The sequence below is a fragment of the Stanieria cyanosphaera PCC 7437 genome (assembly GCF_000317575.1).
In the GTDB taxonomy this organism is placed as follows: Bacteria; Cyanobacteriota; Cyanobacteriia; order Cyanobacteriales; family Xenococcaceae; genus Stanieria; species Stanieria cyanosphaera.
Map to the genome: position 1 here is coordinate 2107279 of NC_019748.1, position 14894 is coordinate 2122172.

Here is a 14894-nt window from a genome sequence, read left to right on the forward strand (position 1 = left end):
TTTGCAATATGGTTAAACTTAACCGTCGTAAATTTATTGTTTTGGGGACTGTCGGGGCAGGAGTAGCTGTAATCAGTAATTGGCTATCGCAAGAAAGCATTTCTAGCCAACCTTTGTCTCAATCATCTCTTAATCTTTCTTCTTTATACCAAAGCAGCAATGGCTTATTAGAACTAGATTTAGAAGCGAAAGAAAGTGTAGTAGATTTAGGTGGAAAACAAGCATATCTCTTAACTTATAACGGACAAGTTCCTGCACCGCGTTTAGAAGCAAAACCAGGAGATAAGGTTCGTATTCACTTCACTAACAATCTTGCTCAACCGACTAACATTCACTATCACGGTTTACACATTCCCATTACAGGTAATGCCGATAATGTTTTCCTTAATATTGAACCAAGAGAAAAACTAACCTACGAATTTCAGATTCCAACCAATCATCCTTCGGGTACATTTTGGTATCATCCTCACTTGCACGGTATGACGGCAGAGCAGTTGTTTGGAGGTTTAGCGGGTTTATTTATCATCCGTGGAGAAATAGACGAAATTCCCGAAATTAAGGCAGCAAAAGAAGAATTTTTAGTATTGCAAGATTTTTCCTTAGACGAAGAAGGAAGGCTTTTATCCTCGATGCATATGTCCCTAATGATGGGACGAGAAGGAGAGTTAATTACGGTAAATGGTCAAATAAATCCTAGTTTGTCTATATCTGCTAATGGTTTACTGCGCTTGAGAATTCTCAATGCTTCTACCTCTCGTTTTTATCGACTGATGATAAAAAATCATTCTTTTGATCAGATTGCTACTGACGGCAATGCATTAAATGAACCTATAGAAGTTAATGAATTATTATTAACACCAGGACAACGAGCCGATGTTTTAGTCAAGGGAAATCAAGAACCGTCACAATATCGTTTACTTAACTTACCCTACGATCGCGGTAGTATGGGCATGATGGGGGGTGGAATGATGGGTGGTAGAGGTATGGGTATGATGGGTGGAAATCACCTCGATGCACCTATAACTATAGCAACGATAAACTATCAATCCTCTGTACAATCTCTTCCTCTACCAACTAAGTTTACTACGATCTCTGCATTACCAAAACCTGAGATAGTTAGAAGTTTTGAACTCAATCATGGTATGAATCCTATGGTGGGTATGGCTTTTTTAATTAATGGGCAGCCTTACAATAAAAACAGCATGGATACTATAGTTAAACTCAATACTATCGAAGATTGGGAAATAACTAATACTGACGTAATGGATCATCCCTTTCATATTCACGGCAATGCTTTTCAAGTTATTAGTCGGAATGGTCAACCAGAATCATTACTTGCTTGGCGAGATACTGTTTTAGTGCCTAGGGGTGAAACCGTGCGCATTCGCACCTCTTTCCGCGATTTTGTGGGGAAAACTGTTTATCACTGCCATATTTTCGACCACGAAGATTTAGGCATGATGGGTAACTTAGTGATTGAAGCGTAATTGAAAACTTTTCGGATGTTGAAGCTAAACTAACTAAAAAATTGTACTTGCTTTTGATCATCTACTCATAATTATTAAACTAAGTTGATCATAGGTTCGGTAAGGATTTGTCGATATTTAATTGAGCCTTGCCAAGATTACGGGTAGCATAACCGTTTTTCATGAAAATTATTTATCAAAATTAACGAACTTTGGTTAAATAAGATACATCCTTCTTAAAAAGCTCTGCTTTGCGGTGAGTGCTATGACCAAAGCCAAAACTCGTAACTTCTCCTTAATTCCAATGCCAGGTTTGCAAAAATTGCTGTCTTACCATCCAACGTGGTTGCGGGGAGATGTATTAGCTGGTTTGACAGTAGCAGCCTATTTAATTCCTCAGTGTATGGCTTATGGAGAGTTGGCAGGAGTTGAACCAGTAGCGGGTTTATGGGCAATTTTACCACCGATGGTGATTTATACTTTCTTTGGCTCTTCACCTCAACTTTCAATTGGTCCTGAGTCTAGTACCGCCGTCATGACAGCAGTTGCGATCGCGCCTTTAGCAGCAGCTAAAAGTGATGCTTATAGTAGTCTTGCTGCTTTACTAGCAATGATTGTGGGTGTTATTTGTATTGTTGGTTATCTGGGTCGATTAGGTTTTTTAGCTAATTTATTATCGAAGCCGATCTTAATTGGTTACATGGCTGGTATTGCTTTAATTATGATTGGCGGACAACTGGGTAAAATTGGCAAGATTGAGATTGAGTCAAATGCTTTTTTTAGTCAAGTTAGTGAATTCATCGGCAAGCTACAACTGGCTCATACTCCTACTTTTATTTTAGGAATTTTAGTTCTAATATTTTTATTTGCTTTCCAGCGTCGTTTTCCTAATTTACCTATTCCCTTAATTGCCGTTTTACTCTCTACAGTAGCGGTAGCAATTTTTAATTTGGATCATCGTGGTGTGGCTGTTGTGGGAGAGATTCCTGCTGGTTTACCTCATTTTGTGATTCCCCAAGTGTCGGTTAAAGAGATAAGTTCTTTGGTAGCTTCGGCTGTCGGAATTGCTATTGTTGGTTATTCTGATAATGTGTTGACAGCAAGAGCCTTTGCTAATCGCAACCATTATAAAATTGATGCCAATCAAGAACTGTTAGCTTTGGGTGTGGCTAATTTTGGCAATGGATTGATGCAGGGATTTCCTATTAGTAGTAGTGGCAGTCGTACTGTGATTGGAGATTCATTAGGAAGCAAAAGTCAGCTATTTTCTTTGGTGGCGATGGTGGCAGTAATTTTTGTCTTGTTATTTTTACGCCCTGTTTTGGCATTATTCCCCAAAGCTGCTTTAGGCGCGATTGTGATCTATGCTGCAACCAAACTAATCGATGTTGCTGAATTTATCAGACTTTATCGCTTTCGTCGTAGTGAGTTTATTTTGGCTATAGTAACTACCATTGCCGTATTAATCACCGATATTTTAGTAGGAGTAGGAGTTGCAGTTGGTTTATCTGTAATTGAGCTATTTTCTAGAGTTGCTCGCCCCCACGATGCCGTATTAGGTACAGTTCCTGGTTTAGCTGGACTTCATGATATCGAGGATTGGGAAGGTGCAACAACTATTCCTGGATTGGTTATTTACCGCTATGATGCACCTTTGTGTTTTGCTAATGCGGAGGATTTTAAAAGACGATCGCTTGAAGCGATTGAAGCAGAACTAACTCCTGTGGAATGGTTTGTCCTAAATATGGAAGCTAATGTCGAAATTGATATTACTGCGATTGATACTTTATTCGAGTTAAGAGATGAATTAGCTGCTCAAAATATTACCTTTGCTATGTCACGAGTTAAGCAAGATCTATATCTTGAACTCAAACGAGCAGGGTTTCTTAAAAATTTTCCAGCCGAACATATTTACCCTACTTTAGCTGAGGCGATCGCAGCTTTTGAACAACGTCATCTACAGACAAAGCAAAATTAGTTTCACGCGCGATCGCTACTTTGGGATTTGCCATTTTCTTAAAGCTCAAACTCTACTCTTACAACAATATGGTTTACCTACCGCAGTATAATCTGAACTGATGTTATTTATTTATATATCCTTATCATTGTCATAAAACAATTATATTTTATTATTCATAGACTAAATTCTATAATGATCCTATGATAGATAATAATCAATTCAAATAAGCAGTAAAACATTAAAATATCTATGAATGAGATATTTAGTCAGACTATCTGGCTAGTACCTTTATACGCTTTAGTAGGTGCGATGCTAGCTATACCTTGGTCGCCAGGAATTATTCGTCAGACGGGACCTAGACCATCGGGTTATATTAATGCTTTAATGACTTTCATAGCGTTGAGCCATAGTTTGTTGGCTCTCTCAGAAATATGGCATCAACCAGTTCAATATTTATCATTTCAATGGCTTCATGCTGCTGATTTAAATATCTCTTTCGATCTAGTAATTTCTCCAATCACTATTGGGGCATTGGTTTTAATTACTGGTTTAAATCTCGCTGCCCAAATTTACGCCATTGGTTACATGGAAATGGATTGGGGTTGGGCGCGTTTCTACTCGCTACTAGCTTTGTTTGAAGCAGGAATGTCTACTTTAGTTTTGTGTAATTCCCTCTTCTTTAGTTATGTAGTCTTAGAAATTCTGACTCTCGGTACATACTTATTAATTGGATTGTGGTTCAACCAATCTTTAGTGGTAACTGGTGCAAGGGATGCTTTTTTAACTAAACGGGTAGGAGATTTAATTCTGCTGATGGCGGTAGTTGCTTTATTACCTTTAGCAGGGACTTGGAATTATACTGAATTAGCTCAATGGGCAAAAACCACCACAATTGACCCTAATATAGCAACTTTACTTTGTTTAGCTTTAATTGCTGGCCCTTTGGGTAAATGCGCTCAATTTCCTCTGCATCTTTGGTTAGATGAGGCGATGGAAGGACCAATGCCCGCCACTATTTTACGGAATACCATTGTTGTTTCTACAGGTGCTTGGGTATTAATCAAATTACAACCCGTGTTTACTTTATCGCCAGTCGCTTCTACGGTAATGATTGGCATCGGTTCAGTAACTGCCATTGGTGCTTCTCTAATTGCGATCGCACAAATTGATATTAAACGTTCTCTTTCCTATTCTGTCAGTGCCTACATGGGTTTAGTTTTCATTGCAGTAGGTACACAACAAGATGAAACTGCCTTGAGATTACTCTTTACTTATGCGATCGCTATGTCGTTGTTGGTAATGAGTATTGGTGGCGTGGTTTTAAATAATATTACCCAAGATCTAACCAAATACGGCGGTTTATGGTCACGTCGCCCCATATCTGGAATTTGTTACTTAGTTGGTGCAGCTTCTTTAGTTGCTTTTCCTCCTTTAGGCTGTTTTTGGACATTAACCGAAATGGCAGATAACCTTTGGAATACTCATCCCTGGTTAGTAGGAGTATTGGTGATCGTTAATGGTTTAACTGCTTTTAGCATTACTCGTGAATTTAGTCTTATTTTTGGTGGTAAACCAAAACAAATGACAGTTCGTTCTCCAGAAGGCTTATGGGCGTTGGTTTTACCGATGACATTTGGAATGGGATTTGCCTTGCACGTACCGATTTTATTACATCAATGGAATTTGTTACCTGAGTGGGAAAATCTCAATTTAACTGTTGCTATTCCCTTAGTTATTTCTACTTTGGTAGGTGCAGGTGCTTCGGCATTCATTTATCTCAATGAAAAAATTACTAAACCAATTGAATTCAAACCCAAAGCTGTACAAGACTTTTTTGCTTACGACTTATATACTGCTCAACTTTATCGCGTAACAATTGTTTTTGTAGTCGGTTTAGTTTCTCAAATTATTTATTGGTTTGACCGCTATTTAGTTGACGGAGTAATTAATTTAGTTGGGTTGGCTACAATTTTTAGTGGTGAAAGTTTAAAATACAACGTTTCTGGACAAACTCAATTTTATTTTCTGTCAATTTTCTTGGGAGTTATCTTATTCGTAGGAGTAGTTTGTTTTCCCATCATCTCTCAATTTTCCTTCGTACTTTTTCCATAACAAACTATTTTTATTTAGAAATTAAAAAAAATTAATTCAAGAGACAATGAAAAACACAAAAGGACAAATGGATTTTTCTCGACGCAAATTAATGAAGTTTGGAGCAGGCTTTTTAGGGACAGCTACATTAGCAAGTGTTTTAGGAATAAATCTTACTAATTCAAAACCAGCAATTGCTCAAAATGAACTAACTTGTGACCAAGCCTTAGCAAAATTAATGGAAGGTAATCAGCGTTTTATTCAAAATAAACGGATGAATCCTCATCAATCTTTAGAATATTTACAATCAATCTCTGAGGAACAAAAACCTTTTGCAGCGATGTTAGGTTGCGCAGATTCTCGACTTCCTCTGGAAGCGATTTTCGATCAAGGATTTGGTGATTTATTTGTGGTTCGTGATGCAGGTAATGTAGCTACAGAAGAAGAAACTGGCAGTTTGGAATTTGGTACTTTAGTGTTGGGTGCTAAAGTAATTATGGTCATGGGTCATTATGGTTGTGGTGCAATCAAAGCTACTTTACAAGGTGAAGAAGTTCCAGGCACAATCGGTAGTATTTTGGCACAGATTGAACCTGCTGTAAAAGATTTTCAAGGACAACAAGAAGATAAAGAAGCACTTAAAAAAGCAACTGAAGCTAATGTAAAGTATCAAGTAAATAAATTAAAACAATCTTCTGTTTTATCGGAATTAATTGCTGCAAATCAATTAAAAATTGTTGGAGGTTATTTTAATTTTAAAACAGGGGAAGTAACTGTAGTTTCATAATATCTACTATTGGTTATTAATCATTACTTTTGTCTACTTGTTTAAATAGTCGCTAATCAAAAAAAATAACTCAAGCGATCGCAAAAGCTATCCCACAAACTAACTAAACATAACTAATGAAAAATAACAAAACACAAAGGACAAACAATGCTTAGTTTTCTACTCTGGTTACCTATTATTGGGGCTAGTATTATCGGTTTTTTACCCCTAAAAATTGAATCGGCGCGTCTCAGACAAATTACAACAGTTTTTGCAGTTATTATTTTTGTTTGGACAATCTGGTTATTAACTCAGTTTAATTTAAGTACTTCTGGATGGCAATTTTCAGAATATTTACCTTGGGCTGAACCAATTGGTTTAAGTTATAGTTTGGCAGTTGATGGTTTATCATTACCTTTGCTTGCTTTGAATGGCTTACTTACCATTATTGCTATTTATAGTATTGGAGAAAATGTTGAACGTCCCCGTCTTTATTACTCTTTAATTCTGTTAATTAATGCAGGCATAACTGGGGCTTTAGTTGCTCAGAATTTATTACTATTCGTAATCTTCTATGAGCTAGAATTGATTCCTTTTTACTTAATGATTGCAATTTGGGGAGGAGAAAAACGAGGCTATGCTTCAATTAAATTTCTGCTTTATACAGCCGTATCAGGATTATTAGTTTTAGCTGCCTTTTTAGGGATTGCTTTCCTCAATGGTGCTACCAGTTTCGATTATGATCTTATCACCACTCAAGGATTATCTTTAAACACACAACTGATTTTACTTACTGTTTTATTAGTCGGATTTGGAATTAAAATTCCTTTAGTTCCTTTGCATACTTGGTTGCCTGATGCCTATACAGAAGCTTCTTCAGCCGTTACCATTCTGTTAGGCGGGATTTTAGCTAAACTCGGAACTTATGGTTTGATTCGCTTTGGTTTACAACTATTTCCCGAAGCTTGGTCAATTGTAGCCCCTGGATTAGCAGTTATCGGTACAATTAGTGTACTTTATGGAGCTTTAAGTGCGATCGCACAAAAAGATATCAAACGCATGGTAGCCTATAGTTCCATTGGTCACATGGGTTATATTCTAGTAGCTGTTGCTGCTGGTACGGAATTAAGTATTCTCGGTGCAGTAGCACAAATGATCGCTCATGGTTTGATTCTCGCTTTATTGTTCCATTTGGTAGGTATTGTCGAACGCAAAGTAGGTACTCGCGATCTAGATGTTCTTAATGGTTTGATGAATCCTATTCGTGGTTTGCCTCTTACCAGTGCCTTATTGATTATGGCAGGTATGGCTAGTGCAGGTATTCCTGGTTTGGTGGGATTTGTAGCTGAATTTATTATTTTTCAGGGTAGTTTTGCTACGTTCCCCATTCCTACTTTACTTTGCATCATTGCTTCGGGTCTTACAGCGGTTTACTTTGTCATTCTGCTTAATCGTACTTGTTTCGGCAAATTAGATAATAAATTGGCATATTATCCTCCAGTTTTGCGTTCTGAAACTATTCCTGCCTTTGTTTTAACTGTAATTATTCTTTTCTTGGGCATTCAACCAAACTGGTTACTACGTTGGATTGAACCAACGACGGATTTATTAGCAGTCAATATTTCTAATAATCAAATTGAAGAAATTGCTGTTCAACAACTACCAGCAAACGATCTTCTATTGAATTAGGAAATTTTGTGATGAAATTAACTTTATCTTTATTGACGGTTCTGTCTATTGTTTCGGTGTTAACCATTCCAACCCAATTGTCTGCCCAAACTCCCATTGAAAACTTAAAAAGTATGCAGGGTGTTACTATTTCAGGTCAAGTTGAAAGCGTGGTTGGCAATAATTTTACTCTTAACGACGGAACAGGAGAGATAATTGTGGATGCAGGGCCTCGTTGGTGGCATCAAATCGATTTAAATACTGGGGAGTCTGTCACTGTGGTAGGAGAAATGGGTCGAGATGAATTTGATGCTTTCTCCATCACCCGTGAAAATGGCGAGGTAATCGATATTCGACCATCTCAAGGTCCTCCTCCTTGGTCTGGAGGTAACAGAAGAGACATTCAAAGATAAATACAGCAATTCAAGAGTATAAACAATTAATATTCATTTGTTAGGTGGGCATTGCCTACCCTAATCGCAAAGAATTGTCCGCAGTTTTTACGCAGATAGAGTGAAGAATATAAATAATTAACTATCAACAAACTATGGTACAAACTCCAATTAAACAACCTACAGCTAAACTTCCTCCTTCTACCCATCAATTTGCTGATGTTATTCATCGTCTTGAAGCGGGTGGATCGATGTTACCCGATACGCCAGAAAACTTGATGCAGATTATTGGTATTTATAAAGCTTATGCAGTACCGATGGATTTTTATTGGCGCGACTTATTGTATATTGCTGAACGAGTCTTTTTAGAACCACTTCCCTTCTTTAAATATTTTCTGCCCAAAGAATATCTAGACTTGCACAATCACTATGCAGGTGATGATGCCGACTTGAGAATTTGGCGAGGAGAAGCAACCGCCCATCCAGAATTATTGGAATTTATGGAGAAGGGTAAAACCTTCAAAATGCCAAAACTTTTCCATCACTTATGGCACGATCGCATTAATATGGAATTTGCTGAAGCTTGTATGCGGGCAATGCTTTGGCATGGTAGAGATATGGGTTGGGGTAAGTTTGATGCTTATCTCGATACCGAAGAGTATAAAGCTAATGCAGACAGGGCAATCAAAGCTTATTTTAAATATAATCCTGCTATGTTGGGGTTATATAAACTTTTCCCCGATATGTTCCTCGAACAAGTCAGACAGCTATCTTACTATTCCAACCTAGGTTTATTCTGGGAAGTAATGGCACCAGTGTTCTTTGAAATGTCGGATATCTATGACGAAGGTGGTTTTAAAGGTGTTCCTGATGCCATGAATTTTCTAGTTAATGGCATTTTTGCGATCGCAGGTCGTCCAATTTATCATCATGTTTACATTCGGGGTGAATGCTACGAAATTATCCCCAAGTCTAAAGGTTTTACCTGGCTATATGAAGCTGCCTTACCCTACGTCGAGGCTGTCTTTTATCGTACCGCACCTTTCCGTGGCACAAAATCCTATAATGCCCAAGCTAAACAAGTTCCCGATGAACAAAAAGATTTTCACTACGGCATTTTATACGCTGATGTCTTTCCTGTAGGTACGGCAGGAATTCCTCCGACATTATTAATGGATGATATGTATCATTTTCTGCCAGATTATTTGCAGAAATACTATCAAGAACACTGTCGAGGTGAAGAAGATGTTTTGATTCAATTGGGAATTACTTTCCAGCGCTCAATGTATAACGTAACTTCAGCAGTAATTCAAGCTTTGCGTCAAGCTTTGTTGTATCCTTTAGACGATCAAAACCCTAAACATTTAATGAAAAATCGCGCCTTTTTTGAAGCCCAAATGGATCGTTTCTTGCGTCCTGAAGCTCGTTTAAAAGACATTCAATCCCAAGATTATCGCTAGTTTTAATTAGGTAATAAGTAATAGATAATAATTATTGATTGTCAAGCTTGTTACTTATTACCAACTGACAGATTATTTATACCTAAAATGGTTAGTATGAACGAGCGAAAGGAATTTTTCGAGATTAGTTTTATTTCCGCGATCGCCTTTATTCTGTCTTTGATTATTGCATTATTTACTTGGTTATAAATTTTTAAAATTTTAATGATAGCCAAAGATTTTACATAATATATATTGGCAAGATTTAATTTTAGTAGATATTTAACTATTTCATATTAATTTAAGGGCGTATTATTACGCCCGATTTAATAGTATTTTAACCTATTAAAATAACGTTATCAATGACATGAATAACTCCATTATCTGCCTCAATATCTGCTGCGATTACTGTGGCATTTTTAACTTCAAAACTATCCGAACAATCAATAGAAATTGGTGAACCCTCTAAAGAAATAACCGAATTAATTTTAGCTAAATCTTCTTTCATTAACTTACCTGAAACAACATGATAAGTTAAAATTCTTGCTAACTGAGGAATGTTTTGCACCAAAGTTTGAATTGTTCCTGGGGGTAGTTTGGCAAAAGCATCATCAGTAGGAGCAAAGACTGTAAAAGGTCCAGGACTTTTTAAAGCATCGACTAAATTAGCAGCTTTAACCGCAGTTACTAATGTACTAAATCCTTCTGTATTAACAGCAATATCAACAATATCAGGCATATTTCCAGAGTTTATTTTTGTTGTTTATTAGGAATTTGGGACTATTAAATTTATCTGATCTGTGCAGTAAAAATTTCTTTTCAATGCATTATATAAATCTAGTATTTCTCGATTTAATTGTTTAACTATGACTAAATTTATGTGATTGATAATTTTGATAAGTCCTGTGACTATACAATATAAAGCATTTGGTGACTTAAATAATATTAAAAAATCAATCTTATAGATAAAATATTTTAATTAAACCAAGACAAAAGTTTTAATTTATGATTTTCTATTTTTATCTTAGAACTACTCATTCATATTTTTATAAGTAGCTACAGAAGAAGGTGAAATACGATTCAGATAGCGGAAAATCCAATATTTTAAAACTGTATCTAAAATTACAGGAAAAGTAGCAATAAAGAGAAAGTTAAAATCCCTATTTTCTGGCAAACCTAAATGATTAGCAATTCCTTCTAAAATCACTTCCCATCCATGAGGAGAGTGATAACCAACAAACATATCTGTTAACAGGATAATCAAAAAAGCTTTAGCAGAATCGCTTAAACCATAAACAATTTCATCTAAAAAAGATTTAACTATACCAATTTCTTTTTGGCAAGCAAAAATAATACCAGCAAAAGCAATTAGAGAAAAAATATCAGAAAAAACATTACTAACAGCATTTATACCATGTTCACGATATTCTTCTGCAATTTCGCCAGCTTTTTCTTGTAATCTGATTTCGACTTCTTCTTCAGAAAGACGAGGAGCTAAACCAAGTAAATTTTGAAAATGAAGATTTTCTTCATAGTGCCGTAACTCGATAAAAGCTTCTTCTTCTAAATCTTTATTAATAAAAAGTATTTGTTCTCTTTCGGCAAAATATTCTTTGACAAGAGGTGTTACTAAAAAAGTTTTGGCAATTTGATGAGTCATTAAGGGAACAATAATCAAAATCAGCAAAAATCTAATAGAAATAGCTGTTTTATTACGAGAGCGACGAAATTTTTTTAAAACTTCTTCTTCGGTAGTTTCTGATTGGGGGTCTATCTCCTGTTTGATTCGATTAATTGTTCTCATAAAAGAGCGTGGTAAAACCCCTGTTTTATCTGAAATAGTTTCTAAGTTAGGGTCTTTATTCTTAGGATTGGTTGAATTTTTATTATTTTTTGGTAAGGTAAGTTGATTTTTGGCAACAGCAGAATCAATTGTGATCTTTGAGTCTGAATTAACAGCTATAACATCTTTATTTTGATACCGACTAACAATTTGATCGATAAAATTAAGTTTTTCGACAATTGTTAAATTAGGTTGAGGTGGCAATCCATTACTATAAGTAATTGCTACTTGATTGTTGTTAGGTTGAGTATCAGAAAAGATTAAAAAAGAACGACTAAGCTTAAATTCTGTTAATCTGAACTTAATTGTTTTAAGATAATTATCAACATCAGTACGAAAAACTTTGTAAACACTATCAGAGTAACCCATAGTTTGAGTAAGTACTGGTTGACCATTAAAATGATCATCTTCGATCGCTTTAATTTTTATAGCAGCACGATAAGCTTGATCTAAAGCTCTTTCCGGAGTAGCAGACAACCAGTTTCTTCCGCCACTAATAATGTTTTGTAATTTCATTTGCGTCAATTGATTCTTACCTAATCAAGAACTATCAGATTTTTTTAGACGAACTTATCTACAACAATAATTATGATACTTAGTGTAGTGTAGATAGTATGTTAGCAAAATACTTTCCAGCACGCTGTATTAAAAATACCGATTTAAATTCAAGAGCGTATTGATTGAGGTAATCACCATTTTGAAACATCAAAATGATCTAAAATCTGCTCTATGGTTCTCAGGAACAACCCGTCAAGGCAAAACTTCTCATTTAGTTCGTGAGTTTCAGCAGTGGGTAAAAAAACAACCATCTTCCCTAGCTCAATCCCATCTTCCTCAAGAGCGATTAGCTTCTGTAATCCTAGTCTTTGCTGCGAATAATCATAATCGTCGAGAATTAGCCAACCGTTTAGCTGTTGCGATTGAAGGAACATACCCGATTAATTGTAAAACTCCTGTGGGTTTTATTACCGATGAGGTAATGTTATTTTGGCCTTTAATTTTTGAAAAATTGCAGCTTAAAGCTCAATTTCCTTTGAAATTACGTCCTGAAACCGAACAAGAATTAGCTACTAAATTATGGCGTAATGAAGCTGATTGGGACGTTTTAACTAAAGCAATTCCAGAATATTCTTTAGTTCGTCAATCCCTCGATCTGTTTCAGTTGGCTGCTACTAGTGGTACTCCAATTGAAGACCTTGCCATTATTTTAGAACAAGGTTTGCCTGCTCAAGAACAACAAGAAGCAGTTTGGCAAAGAATGGCAGAATTATTATTAAAGTGGCGTAAATGGTCTTTAGAAAGAGGTTTGTTAAGTTATGGTTTAATCTATGAATTGTATTGGCGTTATTTACTTCTTCATCCTATCTATCAACACCATTTAACCCGTCGCTATCGAGGTGTATTTGCAGATGATGTGGATGACTATCCAGCGATCGCAAGAGATTTATTTGAGTTTCTCTTAGATAGTGGTGCATTTGGCGTTTTTACTTATAATCCCAACGGTAAAATACGTCTGGGTTTAAATGCCGATCCTAATTATTTAGAGGGTTTAGGGGATCGTTGTCAAGTCAGAGAACTATCAGACTCGTTTAATTTCAACGATAAATTAGCTCAACAAGCAACTGCTTTAGTGAATAACACTCCCACTTTCATCAGTCTACCAGAGACAATCGAATCGATTCAAACCATTTCCCGTGCCGAACTATTACGGAAAACAACTGAAATTATTATTGAGGCAGTTAAACAAAACATTATTCAACCAGCAGAAATTGTCATTATTGCTCCTGGTTTAGATGAAATTGCCCGCTATACTTTAATCGAAATTTTGACCGCTAGTGGGATTGCTATCAAACCTCTTAACGAACAACGCCCCTTAATTGCTTCTCCTCTAGTTAGAGCTTTACTAACTTTACTTGCTTTAATCTATCCAGGTTTAGGGCGTTTAGTAGACTCAGATGCGATCGCAGAAATGTTAACTATTCTTAGTTCCTCATCGGTATCAGGTAAATTAGTTCCTGAAATCGATCCTGTTAGGGCTGGTTTACTTGCCGATTATTGCTATCATATCGATCCAGAGCAACCCTATCTTTTACCAATAGAATCTTTTGCTCGTTGGGATCGTTTAGGACACAAAGCAACTAACGCCTATCTAAAAATTGCTACTTGGATTGAACAGCAAAAAACTCAACAACAATCATCTTTTCTCAATCCGACAATTTTGCTAGATCGAGCAATCAATCATTTTTTAGCGCGTGGTAATCATCTTCCCTACGATAAATTAGCTAATCTTAAAGAATTAATGGAAACTACCCAACATTTTTGGGAAGTAGATCGTCGCATCAGACAAAATGAACCAAGTTTCCAAACTCAATCTGATACGATTGCTCAATTTATTTATCTCTTACGCCGAGGTACAATTACCGCTAATCCTCGCCCTACTCAAGAGCTTCAACCCCAACCTAATGCCATTACTTTAGCTACTATTTTTCAGTATCGTTCTTTACGCTCTACTCATCGCTGGCAATTTTGGTTAGATGCAGCTTCTCCTCTCTGGGAACAAGGCGGTGCAGCTACTCTGTTTGCTGCTCATTTATTTCTTAAAGAATGGTCAGGAAAAGTGTGGTTACCTGAAGATGAATACGAAATGAATCGACAGCGTTTGGAGCGCATTTTACAAGATTTAATTGCTAGAGCTTCGGAAAAAATCTTTTTGTGTCACAGCGATCTAAGTGTTAATGGCACAGAACAAACTGGTGCTTTACTGACTCTAGTTCATGCTTCTAAACAAAATCTGAGTAATGTAGCTGAGTTAAAAATTTCTTAGCAAGATAAATAGATGGGCATTGCCCATCTTTATTTAATCAATGTAGTGTTAATTAAGCTTCCTGCTTCTTGCCATAACGAGAAAAGCGACGACGTTGTTTGCGTCTTGCGATCGCTTTACGTTTGCGTTTTTCAATCGGGGTTTCAAAATGACGGTGTTTCTTTAAATCGGGAAAAATACCTGCTTTGGATACTTGTCTTTTAAATCGGCGTAGGGCTGACTCAATCCCTTCATTTTCGCCGATAGTTACTTGAGCCATTAATTAATTCCTCTCCAATAATACAATTGTGTACACTTGTTTTAGCACTTAAATGAAATCTCAAAAAATATACATAAATTCTAAAATTTATGAACAAAGAAAATCAAATAACTGCTAGACTAAAACAATTATTAAATTGAATTAGCCCCAAAAAATCCAATCTACTTTGGCAAAACTCAGTTTGTG

General features: G+C 36.2%; 11 protein-coding genes. 8 read left to right on the forward strand and 3 right to left on the reverse strand.

Going from position 1 to position 14894, the window contains the following annotated elements; translation table 11 throughout:
- Positions 1 to 8: 8 nt before the first annotated feature.
- From STA7437_RS09160 to STA7437_RS09190, 7 genes are all read left to right on the forward strand, one after another.
- Complete coding sequence (locus STA7437_RS09160) at positions 9 to 1487, forward strand: multicopper oxidase family protein (RefSeq protein WP_015193104.1); 1479 nt, start codon at positions 9 to 11, stop codon at positions 1485 to 1487.
- Between the two features lie 244 nt (positions 1488 to 1731).
- Positions 1732 to 3444 carry a SulP family inorganic anion transporter gene (locus STA7437_RS09165; RefSeq protein WP_015193105.1) on the forward strand — a complete coding sequence of 571 codons (1713 nt, stop codon included), beginning with the start codon at positions 1732 to 1734 and terminating at the stop codon, positions 3442 to 3444.
- A 231-nt stretch (positions 3445 to 3675) separates the two neighbouring features.
- Entirely contained in the window at positions 3676 to 5538 is a 1863-nt protein-coding gene (locus tag STA7437_RS09170; RefSeq protein ID WP_015193106.1) for an NAD(P)H-quinone oxidoreductase subunit F, read from the forward strand.
- 46 nt (positions 5539 to 5584) lie between these two features.
- A complete protein-coding gene (locus STA7437_RS09175) occupies positions 5585 to 6304 on the forward strand; it encodes a carbonic anhydrase (protein WP_015193107.1) in 720 nt (239 codons plus the stop codon).
- Between the two features lie 147 nt (positions 6305 to 6451).
- Positions 6452 to 7972, forward strand: coding sequence for an NADH-quinone oxidoreductase subunit M (locus STA7437_RS09180; protein WP_015193108.1), 1521 nt, complete (start codon positions 6452 to 6454; stop codon positions 7970 to 7972).
- Between the two features lie 11 nt (positions 7973 to 7983).
- On the forward strand, positions 7984 to 8364 hold the full coding sequence (locus tag STA7437_RS09185) for a NirD/YgiW/YdeI family stress tolerance protein (protein WP_015193109.1): 381 nt from the start codon (positions 7984 to 7986) through the stop codon (positions 8362 to 8364).
- 134 nt (positions 8365 to 8498) lie between these two features.
- The gene (locus STA7437_RS09190; RefSeq protein ID WP_015193110.1) at positions 8499 to 9803 is read left to right on the forward strand and encodes a CO2 hydration protein; all 1305 of its coding nucleotides are present in this window, start codon (positions 8499 to 8501) and stop codon (positions 9801 to 9803) included.
- Between the two features lie 316 nt (positions 9804 to 10119).
- Here the strand turns inward: STA7437_RS09190 and STA7437_RS09195 are convergent, their stop codons facing one another.
- Complete coding sequence (locus tag STA7437_RS09195) at positions 10120 to 10521, reverse strand: fasciclin domain-containing protein (protein WP_015193111.1); 402 nt, start codon at positions 10519 to 10521, stop codon at positions 10120 to 10122.
- 291 nt (positions 10522 to 10812) lie between these two features.
- A complete protein-coding gene (locus STA7437_RS09200; RefSeq protein ID WP_015193112.1) occupies positions 10813 to 12141 on the reverse strand; it encodes a proton extrusion protein PcxA in 1329 nt (442 codons plus the stop codon).
- A 181-nt stretch (positions 12142 to 12322) separates the two neighbouring features.
- Between STA7437_RS09200 and STA7437_RS09205 the strand changes: the two genes are divergently transcribed.
- Positions 12323 to 14449: a hypothetical protein gene (locus tag STA7437_RS09205; protein ID WP_015193113.1), complete on the forward strand. Its 2127-nt coding sequence runs from the start codon at positions 12323 to 12325 to the stop codon at positions 14447 to 14449.
- A 52-nt stretch (positions 14450 to 14501) separates the two neighbouring features.
- Here STA7437_RS09205 and rpsU read toward each other — a convergent pair whose 3' ends face one another.
- Positions 14502 to 14708, reverse strand: a complete 207-nt coding sequence (gene rpsU / locus STA7437_RS09210) for a 30S ribosomal protein S21 (protein WP_015193114.1) — start codon at positions 14706 to 14708, stop codon at positions 14502 to 14504.
- Positions 14709 to 14894: the final 186 nt, after the last annotated feature.